The sequence below is a fragment of the Aliiroseovarius sp. S1123 genome, from assembly GCF_023015885.1.
Lineage (GTDB): Bacteria > Pseudomonadota > Alphaproteobacteria > Rhodobacterales > Rhodobacteraceae > Aliiroseovarius.
This window is the reverse complement of record NZ_JALKBE010000002.1, coordinates 1-18,846: the sequence shown is the minus strand read 5'-3', so window position 1 is coordinate 18,846 and position 18,846 is coordinate 1. Positions and strand designations below refer to the sequence as shown.

Here is an 18,846-nt window from a genome sequence, read left to right as displayed (position 1 = left end):
GTTACGCATCCTTCGGTTCAACGAACATCCGGCCGCGCATCTCCATGTGAAGCGCGTGGCAGAACCACTGGCAATAGAACCAGTGTACACCAGGACGGTCAGCAACGAAGGTCACCGACGCAGTTGCCTGCGGTGCGACTTCCATGGCGACGCCGAAGTTGGCCATGCACAGCCCGTGGGTCACGTCATCCACGTCATCCAGGTTGGTCACATAGATCGTCACCTCGTCACCCTGTTTGACCGTGAACTTCTCGAGGCTGAAGGTCGGAGCGACTGAGTACATGTAGACACGTACCTTGGTCGGATCGTCCTTGTCACGGATCACTTCATCATGGCCGTCTTCCAGGTTGACGCCATCGGCTTCGGCCTGTTTGCGGGCGTCTTCCCACATCGGGTCGTTGCGATCCCAGACATTGACCGGGTTCACTTTCGAGCGGTGAACAAGGATCGAATCGTGCGGCTCGGCGAAGGTCGGGCCATCATGGACCACCTTCATCTTGTCGCCCGAAATGTCGATCAACTGCTCGTTTTCCGGCTTCAACGGACCCACGTTTAGGAAGCGGTCTTTCGAGAACTTGTTCATCGAAATCAGCCACTTGCCATCAGCTTCAGCGGTTTCACCCATCGAGGTCGAGTTGTGGCCCGGCTGATAGTGCACGTCCACCTTGTCGCGGATCGGATCAACGTCTTCACCTGCATAGGCTTTGATCGCGTCTTCGATGTTCCACTTCACCACCTGGCTGTCCAGGAACAGCGTGGTGTAGGCGTTGCCGCGACCGTCAAAGGCGGTGTGTAGCGGCCCAAGGCCCAGTTCAGGCTCGGCCACAACGCAGCTGCGTTCGTCGGCACCGGCAAATACCGCGTCGACTTTCTCGACATCAATCACCGAAACGGTCGGCGACAGCTTGCCGTTGATCATGATGTGCTTCTTGTCAGGCGCCGCGTTCACGCCGTGGGGCGAGTTCGGGATCGGGATGTAGCGTGTGTAGTTCTTGTTTTGACCTTTACGGCCATCAATCACTTTCACACCTTTCAGTTCCTGATAATCACCTGCGGCGATGCCTGCTTCGATCTCTTTGATGTTGAACACGACCACGTGGTCCAGTTCGTTCTCGGTCATCTCGGGCAGGGTCATCCCCATTTCCGAGTTGTACGAGGTCGAGAAGGCGTATTTGCCCTGATAGTCACAGTCGGTGTTATCGAGGTTACCCGACACGATCACCTGCCATGCGATCTCCATCGTGTCACCGTCGATGGCGGTGAAGATGTTGACGTATTCCTCGGGCTTGTCGAGGATCTTGCCGTCGTTGACCAACGGTGCTTCGTGCTCGCCATTGGCGAAAACGTAACCGGTGCGCGGGAATTTTTGCGGGCGCAGGCCATGGATGTCATGTGCGTTCGGGATCTCGATGATCTTGTCGCATTTCATCACGTCGCAACGCACACGGGCCACGCGGGTGTTGGCCTTGTCGTTCATGAACAGATAGCGGCCGTCATAGGTGCCATCGGTGAAGGACATGTGCGGGTGGTGCAGGTCGCCGTTGTCATACGTGACCTTGCCATTCGATGCCAGGAACTGCTTGGTTTCCGGCAGCAGGCCTTCGGTTAGAACCTTCAGCGATTCATTGGTCTGTCCCCAGCCAGTGGCCGAGCAGCGGTTGAACACGGGCACGCGCATAAGTTCACGCATCGACGGCACGCCCAGCACGCGCAGTTCGCCGGTTTGGCCCGAAGACCAGAAGCCGTAGTATTCGTCCAACTCGCCGGGTGCCAAGCTGGCATTCGCTGCGGCGCTTGCCTCTTTCGCGGTCATCAGGGTTGCGCCCAGTCCGGTCCCTGCGAAGACCGCGCCCGTGGCGGTGGCCCCCAGCATGCCGCGGCGGGTCATGGAGAGTTTGTCGTTCGTGTCAGTCATTTTAAGTCCTCCTTAGGAGCTGACGTTCTTTTGGCGTTCGGATGGTTCGCCGGTGGTTTCTTTGACGGAATATTCAGATCCGCCACGCCGGTCTTGGCCCGCCGCTTCAGCGTGCGGATGACAACCGGACATTTATCGGTCGACTGATACAGAACCTGGCAATGCAGGCAGTCGACACACTCGTTGGGATTAATTTCGCCTGTCGGGTGGATGGCCTGAACGGGGCATTCATTGCGACAGATCTGACAGGGATGGCCGCAGTCGTGATAGCGTTTCAGCCAGTCAAACATGCGGATGCGGGCGGGAATTGCCAGCGCTCCGCCCAGCGGGCAAAGATAGCGGCAATAGAAGCGCTCGACGAACAAGCCAGCGATCAGAAGCAGGACGGCAAAGACCACGAAGGGCCACTCGCGCACGAACTTCAGGATGATCGCGGTCTTGAAGGGCTCTACCTCGGCATAGGTTTCGGCCAAGGGGATCGAGACCATGGACAGACCAAAGAGCCCAAAGAAGATCATGTATTTGATCGGCCACAGACGCTCGTGCAGGCCCCACGGCAGAGTCCATTGCGGGATCTTCAGTGCTTGTGCGGCTTTGTTCAGCAGCTCTTGCAGCGCACCGAAGGGGCACAGCCAACCACAATAGGCACCGCGGCCCCAGAAGATCAGCGCAGCAGCCACGGCGAACCACTGGATGAAGACCAGCGGGTCCATCAGGAAGGCATCCCATGTAAAGCCAGACCGCAGGCTACCGGTCAGTGCCATCAGGTTCACGATGGACAGTTGCGCGTTCGCATACCAGCCAAGGAAGACCAGCGTGAAGGTGAGATACCCAATTCGGAACCAATAGAAGGCGCGCGCATTGCGGGTCGCGTGGAACTGAAAAAAGAATGCGCCTGTCAGCACCAGAAGCATCGCGCCAAGGATGCCGATCTCGACCGTTTTGTCTTTCCAGATGCGTTTCCACAGTGCGGATTTGGCAGCGGCTTCGGCTTCCGCGTCATCCACAATGGGTGCAGCGGCAACGGCCGGCAACAGGAAGCGCTCGGGCAGTTTGTAGCCCAGATCAAAGGTCAGGAAGGTCCGCTCAAGCGCCCCGATCGAGCGTTGCGCCAGAAGTTGAACACGGAACGGCTCGGCCGGGTCAAACTCGGCGTCTGCGGGGATTTTGAAGATATCCAGTTCGGTGAAACTGGGGCTGTCATCCGTTGCCAGCGCGCCAAGACGACGCTGCTGCTTGTCGAAGAAGCGGACCGAATTATCGCCCTGGATCATCTGGATCCGGTCAAAAATCCCCCCGCGGACATAGCCAGATCCTTTGAAGCTATAGGCCCCGCGTCCCAGCATCAGAAGCGCGTGCTCACCCTCGTCCAGCCACTCGGTAAGGTTTGCGTATTCCGCATCCCCCAGCAGCGTCCGTCCGATGGAGGGCACGGACACGACCGCTAGATGCATGTCGATGAACGTGTCCTCGGGGGCGCCGCGTTCAGGGCGGGCAATGGCTTTGGGATCACCAGTGGCTTCAAAGGCCGCGTTGATCTGGCCGATATCCAGGGTCAGGCGGCGTACTGATCCGTCGCCAGACAGGGTGGTCCAGTCAGACAGCTCGGTCTTGGCCATATCAATCTCGCGCCGCGGCCCATCGGGTGTCGCGGGGGAAAGGCCGCCCAGCCCCAATGCACGCGCCACTTTGATGCCGCCGCGTACAAGGCTGTCGTCAATCACCATGATGGTGACCGTCGCACCCGAGATAATATCAAGGTCATGGGCGTCGCCGCCCGAAGCGGCCTCGGCTTTCAGGTCCAGACCCTTGTAGCCTTCGGTCAACTTGACCATTTTTGAGTTTGGAATTCCAATCAGAACAATGGGTTCCGAGTGTTTGACAAGTTTAACACCGGCCAACACCGCATCTAGATCAATAGCGGCAACGACTTGAATAGGTTTGCCTGAATACCCCGTCGTACCCACAAAATCTGAGGTTAGGAAGGCGTAGGCGATCACCTCGCCGCCTTGCAGGATCGGGGCGACTGGCACATCTTCGCGGATCGGACCGAACGCGTCAGCGCCGGGTGCCAAATCAGCAGGCGTCAGGTCTGGCAGGAAATTGGCAAGGCTGTCCGCCTTTGCCGTATCGGTCATGACCCCGGACAGGATCAGGACAAGGGCACAGAGCCAAGAATTGATTGCGCGCTTGATACTCACAGCGCACCTCCTTTTAGATGGGGGATTGCTGTGAATGCGCCGCGCACGGCGCAGTACGTTTTTTCTGAGTTCACGGCTGGGGGTCCACGGGTTTCCGGCCACCCGCGTGCGTGATCCAGACCAGAGGTTTGGGCGCGCAAGACAGATGTCTGGGCCAAACCGGACCGGTCAAAACTGCAACCAGCTTGCCCGTGAGACAGCCCTGTCATCGAAGAGGCGCAAGTTGCGCAGTTGGTGCAATCTTCACAGCATTTGTGGTCATTCACAGGCTCGGATTCGCCGCTGCTCAGATCAACTTGAACATAGGCCCCTTCCCCGTCGGCGCAGATCTCGATCCACGTCATATTGCTGGCATGTCCAATAGACGCAGTGAAAGGCTGCATCACCAGTGCCAGCATGCCCAATAGCGAAAGGAATGCACGAACAGACAGGCGACCTTTCTGGTTGCCTGACATGTTCAGTTCAATCCTATGCCTGCGGAAATACATCCATGGCCCCTGTTGATGGTTCCATGAGACAATGAGGTGAGTCCGGGGGCATCTCCTTGACGAAAGTCAACCGCATCGTCCTAAAGATCACTATCGAGCGATGAGGTTGTCAGCCAAGTCTGGAAGCGCCAAGAACATCGGATAACGAGCCCGGTCGTCTCCACGAGTGTCTTGAGAAGTAACCATTATTTCCGACCGATTGACCAGATCCCTACATGGGGCGACAACAGGATTGGCAATCTCGAAAACCATCACTACGGCAGGCGCGAAACATCGCCACTTGCCCGTCAGACTTCGTCTTCTGCCTTGTCGATCAATCCGCGCATCCATTTCCCGGCAACCCAAGCAAAAGGCACACCGAGGACAACGCCCCCAAAGATGGACTGCACCGGTGTCAGCACGCTAAGCCCGATCGCCTGGGTCATTAGGGTAAAGAAAAACAGATTTACGGCAGCCGCGCCTGCTGCAAGCGGGTAAAGCACAACGGCCAGCAGCCAAACCGGCCAACGACCCGATCTGTCAGGCAAATCATCCGTCACTTTCGAAAAACCGACTTCTGCACGGCGATAAGCGCAATGATCATGGCGATCGCAGCACCTGCCAGCCAAAAGGTCGCGCCTCCGACATCATGGGAATGCCCATCGACAACAGCCTCGCGCAGCGGAGTTTTGTCGTGGTGCGCCATCACCGGCGTGGCCACGACCATGACCCAAACGGCCAATTTCAGAGCGTTCATCATGTGACTCCTGTCAAATTCAGCCTCAAGAGTAACAAGTTAAATCCAAGCATGACTTGATCATCGTCAAGCACACTACATCGCCATCGGCACCGCATAGATCAGCGCCGCCAACCCCAAAAAACCGATCAGGAACGCCGTGAACCCGCCGCGAAAACTGGGCGCCGCACGCAGGCCCAGATAATCCGACAGGATCACGCGGGCTTTCAGACCCGACAGCGCAAGGACGGTTAGAACAAAACCGGAGCCAGCTTCGGGCAACACGCCCGCGAAAACGGTCGTGGCCAGACTTAGGCTAACCAGAAGAATTGCGGCGCGCGTCAGGATATGTGTCGTCATCAGTGCACCAGATAGATGATCGGGAAGAGCAGCACCCAGACCAAGTCAACCATGTGCCAAAAGGCGGCGCCTGCTTCCAGATTGCGCGGTGTCCCCCAGCGCATCAGCAGTGCAAAGATCACAAGCCCCGCCACGACATGGAGCGCATGAAACCCGGTCAGAAGATAGTAGAAGGTGAAGAAGTCGCTGGTCTCGATCCCGATCCCATGACGCGCTTTTTCAGCGTATTCGATCCATTTGACGATCAGGAAAACGACGCCAAGCGCCATCGCACCGGACAGCCAAGCACGCATGTGAAGCGCGGACTGAACGGCGCGCGCCGCGCAATAGCCGCTTGTCACCAGAACGATTGTGTTTACGCCCCCTGCGACCCGATCGAGATGCGCCTGATCCGCGGCAAACCCCACCGGGTCCATCGCCCGCATCCCCAGAAAGGCCAAAAGCCCTGCGCCGAACACCAAAAGCTCGGACACGATCAGCACCCAGATCATCAGATCCCCGGGCAGCTCGTCCAGAACAGACGTCTGATCGCTCATGCGCCACCCGTGATCTGGCGATAAATCTCGGGCAAGGCGGCCGTGAGCTTTGTGGGGTCTGGCACGATCGAAAACCCATCCGTGCCAAAGATACGTTGCACCCAGCCCTGCCCTTTCTGATCCACCACAACGCCATGCACCGCATGCCCTTTTCGGCTGGCTTCGCGCACAGCCATGCGGCTGTCTTCGATCCCATGCCGTCCTTCGTAGTGGTCAAGATCATTGGGCTTGCCATCGGTGATCACCAGCAGCAAACGGCGGGTGTTGGGGCGCGCATCCAGCTCGGCTGTCATGTGACGTATTGCAGCCCCAAGCCGCGTGTAGAACGCGGGCGTCAGCCCTCCGATCCGCGCCTCGACCCGCGGACCCATTTTCTCGTCGAAGCCTTTACATTCCTGCACAAACACGCGGTCGCGTTTCAGGGATGAAAACGCATGGATCGCGAAATCATCCCCACACGCATTAAGCCCCCACGACAAAGCGGTCAGAGCCTCGCGCTCGACATCAATCACATTGCGATCACCGATCGAGGCTTCTGTTGATCGCGAGATGTCCATCAGAACCGAGATCGCCAAATCCCGCTCCATCACACGGGCCGCGCGATACACGCGGTCACTGGAGCGACCTGTGGCCTTCAGCTCGACCTGCGCTGCGATGGCAGCCTCGAGGTCAAGTTCGTCGCCATCCATTTGGCGCGGCAGGATCACACGTTTGGGGCGCAGGGCTTCGAACTGGCGCTTCACCGCGCGAATGCGGCGTTCTGTGGCGGGGTCATGCTCCAAAGCCTCAGCCTCGTCCGCCACGCTGGCCAAGACACGCGCATGAGCGGGGATATAGGCCCTCTTCCGGTGGTCCCATTCGGGATAGAGGTACTTGCCTGCCAGTCGTTCCCGTTCAGCATCTTCGGGTGACAAATCAAGGTGGAACTTCAAGCGCGTGGCGGTCTTTTTGGACACCTGCCCCAGCGCCAGTTCGTCCTGATCGTCGGCAGCGCGGCGGGCGTTGTCTTCATCATCATCTTCAACGCGACGGTTCATGTTCAGGCTTTCAACCCAACTGAAGATCGCCTCGAACTTGTGCAGGATCAGACTGTCGCGCCGTTCAGCCAGATCACTGTCCGAGCGACGGGCGCGTTTGGTCCCTTCGGCCTCGTCCCCCGGTCCCTGCCCTTGTTCTTCGCTTTCCGGCAAACGATCTGCAGCTGCACGTTTCGCCATCGGTCGCAGATCGGGCCACATTGGCACGGGACGAAACGGACGATAGCCGTTTGGGGCGTGCAAATGATCCAAATCCGCATCCGGGGTGCGGATCAGGGCGACAAGCTGACCTTCAAGTTTGCCCTTGGGTTCCGGCCCGCCCAACAAGTGGTCAATCGCTGCCTCGATTGCGGCTTCATATTTCGGCAGTGTCGCATCAGGCCGGGTTGCCCGACACGCCCCGACAAGGGTTTCATAGAACCCGCGCAAGCCGGGGCAGTCCATCAACGTTGCCTGTGTCATGGCGATCGACGCCTGCAACGCACGCAGATCAGCGCGCAATGGATCTTGGTCGATCACAGGTTCGGACGCATGAGCAACCGAGGCGACAAGCCAGAAATAGAGCGCCGCATTGGCTTCCCGCGCGGGGAATTCGGCAATCTTTTCGGGCAAGCGCAGCGCTTCGCCATCAAAGCTTGGCCGTGCTTCGCGGTCGCGCCACGTGCCCAAGGCACGTCGGAAGGACAGACGGTGGTTCGAGACTTGCAGCGTCGCCGGCTTGATCTCGGCGGCATGAGACCCGCCAAGCCCTCGGAAAAAGACCCCCAGACGCCCCGATACATCCTCGAGCGACACAGCAGTTTCTTCGTGCGTACCACGCGCATCAAGACCGCTGGCGTATTTGTGCCAGATTTTGCCAACAGTTTCTTCGGGCTCGAATGGGTCGAAAACACGTTCGGACATGGGGAACCTCGGGTGTCAGGCTTGAGTCCAGAGTTGAATAGGTGTTGCGACCGACCCGTTAGCCGGTCGCAACAAGGCGTTAGCCATAGATCGCGGTGACAAGGTCCATCAGACCCCGCTTGACGTCTTCATCGTCGGACAAAGGCTCGATCATCGCGGTGCGGATGGCGCGGTCTACGGACATGCCGTCTTCGATCAGCGTGGCGCAATAGATCACAAGACGGGTCGACACGCCTTCTTCCAGATCTTGCCCTTTCAGGCCGCGCAGTTTGTTTGCCAGTCGGACGAGGGACGTCGCCCGACTGACATCCAGCCCGCTTTCGCGCGTCACAATCTCGATTTCACGGTCGCGGGAAGGGAAATCGAAGTCGATCGACAGGAAGCGCTGGCGGGTTGAAGGCTTCAGGGTTTTCAGGATGTTTTGATATCCCGGATTGTAGGATGCGACGAGCATGAAGCCCGGGGCGGCCTCGATCTCTTCGCCGGTTTTGTCGAGCGGCAGGATGCGACGATCATCGGTCAATGGGTGCAAAACGACGGTCACGTCTTTGCGCGCTTCAACCACTTCATCCAGATAACAAATCGCCCCTTCGCGCACAGCACGTGTCAGAGGACCATCCACCCAGACGGTTTCGCCACCCTTCAGTAGGTAACGACCGACCAGGTCAGCGGCCGACAGGTCATCGTGGCACGCGACCGTGTAAAGTGGGCGTCCCAATCGGGCGGCCATATGCGCGACGAAACGGGTCTTACCGCACCCGGTCGGACCTTTCAAAAGCAGCGGCAGCCCATGGCGTTCGGCGGCTTCGAAGATGTCGCATTCGTCGGCGACGGGGGCGTAGAAGGGGGCGCCAGCCCCCTCCGTCGTTTTTTCCACGGCAGCCATATCAGGCACCTTCGCTTTCAGCGCCACGCGCAATCACTTCGCGACGTGGGGCAAGCTGGGCGTAGATGAACAGGATGGCACCAAGGACGACGCACAGGCCAGAGCCCCAGCGCATCAGGTAGAAGATGTTCAAGCCTTCCTGAATGTCCATGAAGTTCTCACCCAGCACACGTTGCATATGGGTCTGAACGGTCCCCGCAAAGGTCAGGACGAATGTCATGAACGCCATACCGCCGGTCATCAGCCAGAAACTGACCATGTTGAGAACCTGGTTATACGGGTCGCGGCCCGTCAGGATCGGCATGGCATAGGTGATGATCGCCAGATTCACCGACACATACGCCCCGTAGAAGGCAAGGTGACCGTGGGCCGCGGTGATCTGCGTGCCGTGGGTATAATAGTTCACGCCATGCAGTGTGTGCAGGAATCCCCAGACGCCCGCGCCAAAGAAGGCGACAGTTGCGGCACCCAGCGCCCAAAGCAAGGCCGCTTTGTTCGGGTGGTCGCGCTTGCCCTTCCACACCATCACGAAGCTGAAGCTCATCATCGCAAAGAACGGAATGACTTCCAGAGACGAGAAGATTGACCCGATCCACTGCCAGTAGCCCGGCAAACCGATCCAGTAATAGTGGTGGCCCGTACCCAGAATGCCCGAGAATAGCGCGGTGGCGACGATGATATAGAGCCATTTTTCAATGACCTCACGGTCCACGCCGGTCAGTTTCAACAGCAGGTAGGCAAGAATGGATGCCATAACCAGCTCCCAAGTGCCTTCGACCCACAGGTGGACGATGTACCACCAGAACATTTTATCAAGCGCAAGGTTCGATGGGTTGTAGAAGGCAAACAGGAACAGCAGCACCAGCCCCCAAAGGCCCAGAAGCAGCACGTTCGTGATCGCTGTCTTACGACCTTTCAAAACTGTCATCGAGATGTTGAACAGGAAGATCAGCGCCGCAACAACGATGCCAAGTTTCACCCAGACGGGTTGCTCGATAAACTCGCGTCCCTCTTTTCCAAGGAACCAGTTGCCGGGGAACAGGTCGAACACATAGGTCACAACCACGCCCAGCGTTCCAACCAACAGGATGATCAGCTGCAAGTACGCCAGCATGGGTGAATGGATCTCACGCTCGGCTTCTTCCGGTACAAGGAAGTACGCCGCGCCAAAGAACCCTAGAAGCAGCCACACGATCAAAGAGTTTGTGTGCAGCATGCGAACGATGTTGAACGGTAGCAGCTCGGACAGGAAGTTCGGGCTGACATAGATCCAACCAGCCAAAAGGCCACCCAGCACCTGAACGGCGAAAATCGCCATTGCTGCCAGGAAGTACCAATAGGCAATTTTTTGTGTTTGGTATTTCATGTCTTGTCTCCTCGTCCGGCCTTAGCCCGCCTCGTTCGGTGGCCAGCCCTGCGCGTCGATTGTGTTCACCCAGCGGAAGAACTCTGCCAGATCGCGAATATCTTCGTCGCTCAGGTTGAAATTCGGCATCTGACGACGCCCTTCGATGCCGGTTGGCTGTGCTTCCATCCACCCTTTCAACACTTCGAAAGCGTCTTCAGGTTCGTCTTGCACGCCCCAACGGGTCATTACGTTTTGCAGCTCGGGGGCAAAGTAAGCCCCTTCCCCCATCAGTGTGTGGCAGTTGATGCAGGCGTTCTTTTCCCACACATGTTTGCCACGGGCGACACTGTCCGTCAGTGGAGCGTTTGCTGTCGACTGGCTCACCACATAGCGAACCGAATGCGCCGACAAGATCAAAAAGACCACAATGAAGAACAGCGAGCCGCCATAGAACACATTGCGTGCCATGGTCTTGGTCATGACTTCTCGCATTTCGGCCTCCAGCTCAGTTATCCAGTTGTCTGGATAGACGAACCCGCGCGCCGGCCGCTTGACTATTGTTAAGAAGGTTGGATTTTACACGAGTTTGGCAAGTGCTGATACGCCGGGGGGGGGCGACGAGTAGTTCCCCGATCTGGGTAATCATCGCCATTTTGGCCAACTATTTTGTGCTGGGCATGTTTTTGGATGATTTCGCGATTGTGTTCATCACCGTGCCGCTGTTTGTGCCGATCGTGCGCGACCTTGGCTATGACACGACTTGGTTTGCCGTGCTGTTCATCCTGTCGATGCAATCGGCCTATCTGACGCCACCTTTCGGCTACAACCTGTTCTACATGCGCTCCGTGGCCCAACCCGAGATCACCATCGGGGACATCTACAAGGCGGCATTGCCCTTTGTGGCGCTGCAGATCATTGGTCTGGCGCTGGTGGTGGCATTCCCCCAGATCGCATTGTGGCTACCAAGCCTGCTGTTCTAAACGCGAAACGATCAGACGCCGCTTCTCGGCGGCGTCTGGCGTGTTTCACAAAAATTCCCGTAACTGGCCGCCCCTCTTGGGCGGCATTTTTTTTCTTCCGAATGCGCCATCGACTGCAGCGCTCCGCTTGAAGCGGCCACAAAAAAGGCCGGGTAGAAACCCGGCCCCCATCTGTTCAGTTTTTCTTGGTTCAAGAGGTCGGCAGCACAGGCGCGGATTTGTCCAGTGCCAGCTCAGCATCTGAAAACACCCAAGGTCCGCGCACGCCGCGCACGCCTTCAGGTGAAATCTCCATGTTGCGATGTTTGACCTGCGCATCATCAAACGCCTCACCGATCGAGTTGATCGGCCCGGCAGGCACGGTCGCCCCTTCAAGCGCTTCCAGCAGATCGGCCTTCTGCCACTTCTGCGTTTCCTGCTCGATCTCGATCGTCAGCACATCCCGGTTTTCCACCCGCAACTGGTTGGTCGTGAAATCCGGGTTATCGCGCAAGTCCGGTCGATCAATGACGTCGCAGAAGCGCTGAAACTGCCCGTCATTCCCAACTGCCAGAATGAAATGACCATCCGCTGTGGGCAGCACCTGATAAGGCGCAATATTCGGGTGCGCGTTGCCGCGCCGCTGAGGGCTTTCGCCGGTCGCCAGAAAGTTCATCGCCTGATTGGCCAGCATCGCCGTTGCACAGTCCAGCAAAGACATGTCGATATGCTGCCCCTTGCCAGTGCGATGACGCTGCTCGACCGCGGCCAGTACGCCGATGGTACCGTAAAGCCCGGTCACGATATCGGTAACCGCCACGCCGACCTTTTGCGGCTGACGCTCCGGTTCGCCGGTGATCGACATCAACCCGGACATGCCTTGCAGCAAGAAATCATATCCCGCGCGCTTGGCATAAGGCCCGTCCTGCCCGAATCCGGTGATCGAGCAATAAATCAAACGTGGGTTCAGCTCTTTCAAGCTGTCATAATCCAGACCGTACTTGGCCAATCCGCCGACCTTGAAGTTCTCGATCAGAATGTCGGCATCCTTGATCAGCGCGCGCACCTGTTCCTGCCCTTCCGGCGTGCGGAAATCACAGGTTACGCAGTCCTTGCCCCGGTTTGCGGCGTAATAATAAGCTGCTGATTTGTCGCCGTCCCGCTCAATGAAGGGTGGTCCCCACTTGCGCGTATCATCCCCCGCTGGGCTTTCCACCTTGATCACTTCGGCACCAAGATCGGCAAGCGATTGGCCAATCCAGGGGCCAGCAAGGATGCGGGCCAGCTCAACAACTTTCAGTCCAGCAAGAGGGGTCATATTGGGTCCTTACAGATAGGGCGGGGTGCAGGAAGAGATCACCTTGCACACCCGGTCAGACATATTGCGAAACCTGTGCGGTTCGCGTGAATTAAACAGATAGGCGTCACCGGCTTTCAGCACGCGGGTCTCTTGCCCGACCGTGACCTCCAGTTCACCTTCGATGACGATACCGCCCTCATTGGCGTCATGTTCGATCATGGTTTCACCCGTATCGGCGCCGGGCTCATAGCGTTCATGCAGGATCTGCAACCCGTGCAATTTGGCATCCCCCACCTGCTTCAGCGTGATCTTCTTCTGCGCGGCGTCATTACCCTGATACAGCAGAGACGTCAGATCGCGCAGTTCCGCAGGGGTAAAGAAGTTCTGCGACGACGTGGGCGCATCGGGCTCAAAGAACTCGGACATGGAAATGCCAAATCCGCCCAGTATTTTGCGCAAGCTAGCGACCGATGGGCTGGACCGATTGGTTTCGATCATCGAAATCTGCCCATGGGGCACACCCGCAGATTCGGCCAACTGCCGTTGAGACATATTAAACTGCAGCCTTAGTTGCTTCAAACGGGCGCCAACGTCAAATTCATCCGTCATTGTTTTGGTCCTTTCATCGCTTTCACTCAGATTGAGCGATTCAGCGAAGTTTGTCCAACTTACCTCTAGCAATGCTCAATAAATTGAGCAATACATGATGTCAGAATCAATGAACTTGTGAATCGACATCCGATTCCATCACGTTGGAGGAGACTCTGGTGAGCAACACTGAGACACTTAAAACCCGCCGCGCCGCTGCCGTTGCAAATGGCGTAGCGACCCGTGGCATCTATGCCGTGCGCGCAGAAAACGCAGAACTCTGGGATGCAGATGGCAAGCGCTTTATCGACTTTGCGGCAGGGATTGCCGTGAACAACACCGGCCACCGCCACCCCAAGCTGATGGAAGCTGTTGCGAAGCAGTCCGAAGCCTTCACCCACACGTGCTTCCACGTCGCGCCCTATGAAAGCTATATTGCGCTGGCCGAGCGTCTGAACGCCGCCACACCGGGTGATTTCGTCAAGAAGACCATGATGGTGACCACGGGCGCCGAGGCTGTCGAGAATGCTGTGAAGATGGCGCGCGCCTATACCGGTCGCTCGGGCGTTATTGCCTTTTCGGGCGCTTTCCACGGTCGGACCCTGATGGGCATGGCGCTGTGTGGCAAGGTGAACCCCTATAAGAAAGCCTTTGGCGCCATGCCGCCGGAAGTGCTGCATGCCCCCTTCCCGAACGAGTTCCACGGCGTGACTGTCGAACAGTCGCTGGCCGTGCTGGACAACATGTTCAAAAGCTCGATCGACCCCGAGCGCGTCGCCGCGATGATCATCGAGCCCGTACAGGGCGAAGGTGGTTTCAACATCGCTCAGCCCGAGTTCCTGCGCGCGCTGCGCAAGATCTGTGACGAGTACGGCATCATCCTGATCGCGGATGAGGTACAGGCAGGTATCGCTCGTACCGGCAAGCTCTTTGCATTTGAACATGCAGGTGTTGCCGCAGATCTGGTCACCATGGCCAAAGGTCTGGCAGGGGGCTTCCCGCTTTCGGCAGTCACTGGCCGGGCCGAAGTCGTTGACGCAGCCCCCGTGGGCGGCATTGGCGGCACCTATGCCGGCAACCCGCTGGCCGTCGCGGCTGCCAACGCCGTGTTTGACGTGATCGAGGAAGAAAACCTCTGCGCGCGCGCCACTGAAATTGGTGAAAAGATCAAGGCGCGCTTGAACACGCTGGCAGATCGTCAGGGCATGGAAGCGATTGGTGACGTGCGCGGCCTTGGTGCTATGATTGCCTTCGAGCTTGTCACGGACCGCGAGACCAACAACCCTGATCCCGCACTGACCCAAGCCATCGTGGCCGAAGCCGAAGCACGTGGCCTGATCATCCTGCCATGCGGCACGCGCGCCAACGCCGTACGCCTTCTGCCGCCGCTGACCGTTCCGTTCGAACAGGTCGACGAGGCGTTGGACATCATTGAAGCCTCGATTGAGGCTGCTATTAGCAAAACCGCCGTCGCGGCGGAATAAGGAGACAAAGATATGGCGAAAGATCTTTCCCCCCAATCCCGCCCCGAACTTGCAGGTTTTGCATGGGATGACGCCTTCCTTCTGGAAGATCAGCTGAACGAAGACGAACGCATGGTGCGCGATGCCGCACGTGCTTATGCCGAAGACAAGCTGTTCCCGCGTGTGACCGAAGCCTTTGCCAAGGAAGAGACCGATCCGGAGATTTTCCGCGAAATGGGCGAAATGGGCCTTCTGGGCACCACCATCCCCGAGAAGTTCGGCGGTATTGGCGCGGGTTACGTGACCTATGGTCTGGTTGCACGCGAAGTCGAGCGTGTGGACAGTGGTTACCGTTCGATGATGTCGGTTCAGTCGTCGCTGGTGATGTACCCCATCTATGCCTACGGCACCGAAGAGCAGCGCGCGAAATACCTGCCCAAACTGGCCTCGGGTGAATGGATCGGCTGTTTCGGTCTGACCGAACCCGATGCGGGCTCGGATCCCGGCAGCATGAAGACCACGGCCAAGAAGGTCGACGGCGGCTATGTGCTGAACGGCTCGAAAATGTGGATCTCGAACGCGCCGATCGCGGATGTGTTTGTCGTCTGGGCCAAATCCGACGCCCATGACGGCAAGATCAAGGGCTTCGTGCTGGACAAGGGCACCAAAGGTCTGACCGCTCCGAAGATCGAAGGCAAACAGTCGCTGCGCGCCTCGATCACCGGCGAGATCGTGATGAGCAATGTCGAAGTCGGCGAAGACGCGCTTCTGCCCGATATTGAAGGCCTGAAAGGTCCCTTCGGCTGTCTGAACCGTGCCCGTTACGGCATCGCATGGGGCGCAATGGGTGCTGCCGAAGCCTGCTGGCACGGCGCACGTCAATACGGTCTGGACCGCAAGCAGTTCGGCAAGCCGTTGGCGCAAATGCAGCTGTTCCAACTGAAGCTCGCCAATATGCAGACCGAGATCTCGTTGGGCCTGCAAGCCGCGCTGCGCGTCGGCCGCCTGATGGACGAAGCCAAAGCCGCGCCCGAAATGGTGTCGCTGATCAAACGCAACAACTGCGGCAAGGCACTGGAAATCGCGCGTCACGCCCGTGATATGCATGGCGGCAACGGCATCAGCCAAGACTTCCACGTGATCCGCCACATGGTGAATCTGGAAACAGTGAACACCTATGAAGGCACCCACGACGTGCACGCCCTGATCCTGGGCCGTGCGCAAACCGGCCTGCAGGCGTTCGCGTAACGCCAGTGCACAAGAAAACCGGTCGCCTCACTCGCGCGGCGACCGGTGATTGATGAAATCCCATCTCGATCCACTCGGGCTTTGGCTGCCCGGGTTTCTGACCTCATGTGAGGTCTCCCCAATACCAGAAGAATGAGAGCCACCATGAAGCAGAACCTGATTGCCGGTGAATGGCTGGACGGCGTGGATGCCGCCCCGAACCTCAACCCCGCAGACCTGTCGGATGTGATCGGCGAGTATGCCCATGCATCGGTTGAACAGGTAAGTGATGCGGTGGCTGCGGCCAATGCGGCCTTGCCGGCATGGGCAAATGCGTCGCCTCAACTGCGGTCGGACATCCTTGAAGCCGTCGCTTCCGAGATCTTCGCCTGCAAAGAAGAGATCGGCACCATTCTGGCCCGCGAGGAAGGCAAAACCTTGGCGGAAGCAATCGGGGAAACCGCCCGTGCAGCGCAGATCTTCCGGTTCTTCGCCGGTGAAGCGATCCGCGTGGCAGGCGATGCAATTGCCTCGGTCCGCCCGGATGTGGACGTGGACGTGGTGCGCGAACCGGTCGGTGTGGTTGGCATGATCACGCCTTGGAACTTCCCCATCGCAATTCCCGCGTGGAAAATCGCTCCTGCCCTAGCCTACGGCAACACGGTGGTGTTCAAACCTGCTGACCTGACCCCCGGCTCGGCACATGTTCTGACCGAGATCCTGCATAAGGCGGGCATTCCGGCCGGTGTGTTCAACCTTGTCATGGGGCGTGGTTCTGTTGTTGGGCAGGCCATCGTCGACCATCCCGGCGTGGATGCGATCACCTTCACCGGCTCGGTGCCTGTCGGACGGAAAATGGCAATGGACGCCGCGCGCGGCATGAAGAAGTTGCAGATGGAAATGGGTGGCAAGAACCCGATGGTGATCATGGACGACGCCGACATGGATATCGCCGTGTCGACCGTTTTGAATGGCGCCTTCTTCTCGACCGGCCAGCGCTGCACGGCCTCCAGCCGGATTATTGTTCAGGCAGGTATTCACGACGCATTCGTGGATCAGCTTTCGAGAGAGATGCAGGCGCTCACCGTGGGAAATCCGCTGGATGCAGCCACGCAGATCGGGCCGGTGGTGTCTGAAAACCAACTGAATGGCAACCTCGGCTATGTTGACCTAGCCCGCAATGAGGGCGCCGACGTTATTGGCGGCGACCGTCTGAACCGCGACACGGAAGGGTTCTTCCAAGCCCCTGCCCTGTTTGTCGGAGCCACCAATCAGATGCGATCCAGCCGAGAAGAGATTTTCGGCCCCTGTGCCTCGATCATCAAGGTCGCCGATTTCGACGAGGCGCTTTCCGTGTCCAATGACACCGAGTTCGGCCTGTCTTCGGGCATCTGCACATCCAATCTGAAATACGCCCGCGAGTTCAAGCGCAAGTCGCAAGCTGGCATGGTGATGGTGAACCTGCCCACCGCTGGCGTCGACTACCATGTCCCCTTCGGCGGGCGTAAAGGGTCCAGCTATGGCTCGCGCGAACAGGGGCGCTATGCGGCAGAGTTCTACACCACCGTAAAAACCGCCTATAGCTTCGCAGGGTAAGCACATGACCATTCAGACAGTCGGCGTGATCGGGGCGGGTCAGATGGGCAACGGGATCGCCCATACCTTTGCCGCCGCCGGGTACAGGGTTCTTCTGAACGACATTTCGGAAGATGCTTTGACCGCCGCAGTGGCGCGGATTGAAAAGAACACCGCGCGTCAGGTGTCGAAAGGCGCGCTCAGCGAAGACGCACGTGCAGAGGCACTGGCCAATATTCGCACAACGCAAGATTTGGGCGCACTCGGCGGCACTGATCTGGTGATCGAAGCCGCCACAGAACGGGAAGATATCAAGGACCAGATCTTTGCGGGTCTGGCGCCGTCGCTGGGGGACCACACGATCCTCACCACCAATACGTCCTCTCTGTCGATCACACGTCTTGCGGCCAAGACCGACCGCCCGGAACGCTTCATGGGGTTTCACTTCATGAACCCGGTGCCCCTGATGCAACTGGTTGAACTGATCCGCGGCATCGCCACCTCGGACGAGACCTATCAGACCCTTTTGGGCGTGGTGAAGCGTTTGGGAAAAACCGAGGCCAGCGCCGAGGATTATCCGGGTTTCATCGTGAACCGCATCCTGATCCCAATGATCAACGAAGCCTGTTATGCGCTTTATGAGGGCGTGGGATCAGTTGCTTCGATCGACGCCTCGATGAAATTGGGGGCCAATCACCCGATGGGACCGCTTGAGCTGGGCGATTTCATTGGTCTCGACACCTGTCTGGCGATCATGAACGTCCTGTACGACGGGCTGGCGGACACCAAATACCGCCCCTGCCCGCTGTTGGTGAAATATGTCGAGGCAGGCTGGGTCGGGCGCAAAGCCGGACGGGGCTTCTATGATTATCGGGGGGATACCCCCGAACCCACAAGGTAACAAACAAGGAGATACCGCTGATGAAGGTGCTTGTGCCTGTGAAGCGCGTGATCGACTACAACGTGAAGGTTCGTGTGAAAGCGGACGGCAGCGGTGTCGATCTTGCCAACGTAAAAATGTCGATGAACCCCTTTGACGAGATTGCCGTCGAAGAGGCCATCCGCCTGAAGGAAGCCGGCAAAGCGGACGAGATTGTCGTCGTGTCCATTGGCGTGAAGCAGGCTCAGGAAACGCTGCGCACGGCTTTGGCCATGGGTGCAGACCGCGCCATTCTGGTGAACGCCGCTGACGATGTACACCAAGACATCGAGCCGCTGGCCGTTGCCAAGATCCTGGCGAAAGTTGTTGAAGAAGAGCAGCCGGGCATCGTTCTAGCGGGCAAGCAAGCCATCGACAATGACATGAACGCCACCGGTCAGATGTTGTCGGCCCTTCTGGGCTGGT

Annotated in this window: 18 protein-coding genes; 6 read left to right on the top strand and 12 right to left on the bottom strand. The window is 58.3% G+C overall.

What is annotated here, in order from left to right:
• Nucleotide 1 precedes the first annotated feature (1 nt).
• From nosZ to MWU53_RS03485, 10 genes are all read right to left on the bottom strand, one after another.
• A complete protein-coding gene (nosZ, locus tag MWU53_RS03530) occupies nucleotides 2-1,915 on the bottom strand; it encodes a TAT-dependent nitrous-oxide reductase (RefSeq protein WP_247090582.1) in 1,914 nt (637 codons plus the stop codon).
• Nucleotides 1,912-4,053 carry a NosR/NirI family protein gene (locus tag MWU53_RS03525; RefSeq protein WP_247091728.1) on the bottom strand — a complete coding sequence of 714 codons (2,142 nt, stop codon included), beginning with the start codon at nucleotides 4,051-4,053 and terminating at the stop codon, nucleotides 1,912-1,914. The genes nosZ and MWU53_RS03525 overlap by 4 nt, the downstream gene beginning before the upstream one ends.
• An 838-nt stretch (nucleotides 4,054-4,891) precedes the next feature.
• Complete coding sequence (locus MWU53_RS03520) at nucleotides 4,892-5,131, bottom strand: hypothetical protein (protein ID WP_247090581.1); 240 nt, start codon at nucleotides 5,129-5,131, stop codon at nucleotides 4,892-4,894.
• A gap of 8 nt (nucleotides 5,132-5,139) precedes the next feature.
• A complete protein-coding gene (locus MWU53_RS03515; RefSeq protein ID WP_247090580.1) occupies nucleotides 5,140-5,340 on the bottom strand; it encodes a hypothetical protein in 201 nt (66 codons plus the stop codon).
• A 75-nt stretch (nucleotides 5,341-5,415) separates the two neighbouring features.
• A complete protein-coding gene (locus MWU53_RS03510) occupies nucleotides 5,416-5,679 on the bottom strand; it encodes a hypothetical protein (protein WP_247090579.1) in 264 nt (87 codons plus the stop codon).
• Nucleotides 5,679-6,215, bottom strand: coding sequence for a cytochrome c oxidase subunit 3 (locus MWU53_RS03505; protein WP_247090577.1), 537 nt, complete (start codon nucleotides 6,213-6,215; stop codon nucleotides 5,679-5,681). Before MWU53_RS03505 ends, MWU53_RS03510 begins: the two co-directional genes overlap by 1 nt.
• Nucleotides 6,212-8,155, bottom strand: coding sequence for a nitric oxide reductase D protein (locus MWU53_RS03500; RefSeq protein WP_247090574.1), 1,944 nt, complete (start codon nucleotides 8,153-8,155; stop codon nucleotides 6,212-6,214). Before MWU53_RS03500 ends, MWU53_RS03505 begins: the two co-directional genes overlap by 4 nt.
• Nucleotides 8,156-8,234: 79 nt before the next feature.
• Nucleotides 8,235-9,041 carry a CbbQ/NirQ/NorQ/GpvN family protein gene (locus tag MWU53_RS03495; RefSeq protein ID WP_247090572.1) on the bottom strand — a complete coding sequence of 269 codons (807 nt, stop codon included), beginning with the start codon at nucleotides 9,039-9,041 and terminating at the stop codon, nucleotides 8,235-8,237.
• Nucleotide 9,042: 1 nt separating this feature from the next.
• Nucleotides 9,043-10,407, bottom strand: coding sequence for a cbb3-type cytochrome c oxidase subunit I (locus MWU53_RS03490; RefSeq protein ID WP_247090570.1), 1,365 nt, complete (start codon nucleotides 10,405-10,407; stop codon nucleotides 9,043-9,045).
• A gap of 21 nt (nucleotides 10,408-10,428) precedes the next feature.
• Complete coding sequence (locus tag MWU53_RS03485) at nucleotides 10,429-10,881, bottom strand: cytochrome c (RefSeq protein ID WP_247090568.1); 453 nt, start codon at nucleotides 10,879-10,881, stop codon at nucleotides 10,429-10,431.
• Nucleotides 10,882-10,982: 101 nt separating this feature from the next.
• Between MWU53_RS03485 and MWU53_RS03480 the strand changes: the two genes are divergently transcribed.
• The gene (locus tag MWU53_RS03480) at nucleotides 10,983-11,369 is read left to right on the top strand and encodes a TRAP transporter large permease subunit (RefSeq protein WP_348647020.1); all 387 of its coding nucleotides are present in this window, start codon (nucleotides 10,983-10,985) and stop codon (nucleotides 11,367-11,369) included.
• 190 nt (nucleotides 11,370-11,559) lie between these two features.
• On the opposite strand, the gene MWU53_RS03475 is transcribed toward MWU53_RS03480, so the two are convergent.
• Both MWU53_RS03475 and MWU53_RS03470 read right to left on the bottom strand, forming a co-directional pair.
• Nucleotides 11,560-12,666, bottom strand: coding sequence for a CaiB/BaiF CoA-transferase family protein (locus tag MWU53_RS03475; protein WP_247090565.1), 1,107 nt, complete (start codon nucleotides 12,664-12,666; stop codon nucleotides 11,560-11,562).
• A 9-nt stretch (nucleotides 12,667-12,675) separates the two neighbouring features.
• Nucleotides 12,676-13,257: a cupin domain-containing protein gene (locus tag MWU53_RS03470; protein ID WP_247090563.1), complete on the bottom strand. Its 582-nt coding sequence runs from the start codon at nucleotides 13,255-13,257 to the stop codon at nucleotides 12,676-12,678.
• 158 nt (nucleotides 13,258-13,415) lie between these two features.
• Here MWU53_RS03470 and gabT point away from each other — a divergent pair, with 158 nt between their 5' ends.
• The 5 genes from gabT to MWU53_RS03445 all read left to right on the top strand — a co-directional run.
• A complete protein-coding gene (gene gabT / locus MWU53_RS03465; RefSeq protein WP_247090561.1) occupies nucleotides 13,416-14,720 on the top strand; it encodes a 4-aminobutyrate--2-oxoglutarate transaminase in 1,305 nt (434 codons plus the stop codon).
• Between the two features lie 12 nt (nucleotides 14,721-14,732).
• Nucleotides 14,733-15,947 carry an acyl-CoA dehydrogenase gene (locus tag MWU53_RS03460; RefSeq protein WP_247090559.1) on the top strand — a complete coding sequence of 405 codons (1,215 nt, stop codon included), beginning with the start codon at nucleotides 14,733-14,735 and terminating at the stop codon, nucleotides 15,945-15,947.
• Nucleotides 15,948-16,091: 144 nt separating this feature from the next.
• The gene (locus MWU53_RS03455; protein WP_247090557.1) at nucleotides 16,092-17,522 is read left to right on the top strand and encodes an aldehyde dehydrogenase family protein; all 1,431 of its coding nucleotides are present in this window, start codon (nucleotides 16,092-16,094) and stop codon (nucleotides 17,520-17,522) included.
• Nucleotides 17,523-17,526: 4 nt separating this feature from the next.
• A complete protein-coding gene (locus MWU53_RS03450) occupies nucleotides 17,527-18,402 on the top strand; it encodes a 3-hydroxybutyryl-CoA dehydrogenase (RefSeq protein WP_247090555.1) in 876 nt (291 codons plus the stop codon).
• Between the two features lie 20 nt (nucleotides 18,403-18,422).
• A partial coding sequence (locus tag MWU53_RS03445; RefSeq protein WP_247090552.1) for an electron transfer flavoprotein subunit beta/FixA family protein occupies nucleotides 18,423-18,846 on the top strand: 424 nt, incomplete at its 3' end.